The organism is Mesorhizobium sp. M2E.F.Ca.ET.209.01.1.1 (genome assembly GCF_004010375.2).
Lineage (GTDB): Bacteria > Pseudomonadota > Alphaproteobacteria > Rhizobiales > Rhizobiaceae > Mesorhizobium.
In genome coordinates this window covers 1-279 of the sequence record NZ_SADP02001390.1, presented here as the reverse complement: position 1 = coordinate 279, position 279 = coordinate 1, and the positions used below count along the sequence as shown (strand labels likewise).

Annotated in this window: 1 protein-coding gene; it reads left to right on the top strand. The window is 69.9% G+C overall.

The genetic code is table 11. The features are described 5' to 3' along the window. Nucleotides 1–279: hypothetical protein (locus EN852_RS40525; protein WP_135880024.1), on the top strand; the 279-nt coding region annotated here is incomplete at both ends.

Sequence of the window (279 nt, the reverse complement as noted above, 5' to 3'; positions counted from 1 at the left end):
GAAACAGCCGGACGCGCTGTTCGGCATGGGCATCGTGCTCGCGGACCGCAAGGACGGCGCGGGCGCGCAGCAGTACCTGTCGCGCCTGAAGGCGGTCGCACCCGACTACCCGCGGCTGGACGACCTGGGCCGGCGGCTCGGCGAATCGAGCCTGCGCGATCAGACCGTGAACGACGCGCGGCGGCTCGCGCAAAGCGGTCAGAGCGCGAGCGCGGTGCAGGAGTATCAGCGGGCTTTGACCGGCAAGCCGGCCACGCCCGAATTGCAGCTGGAATACTA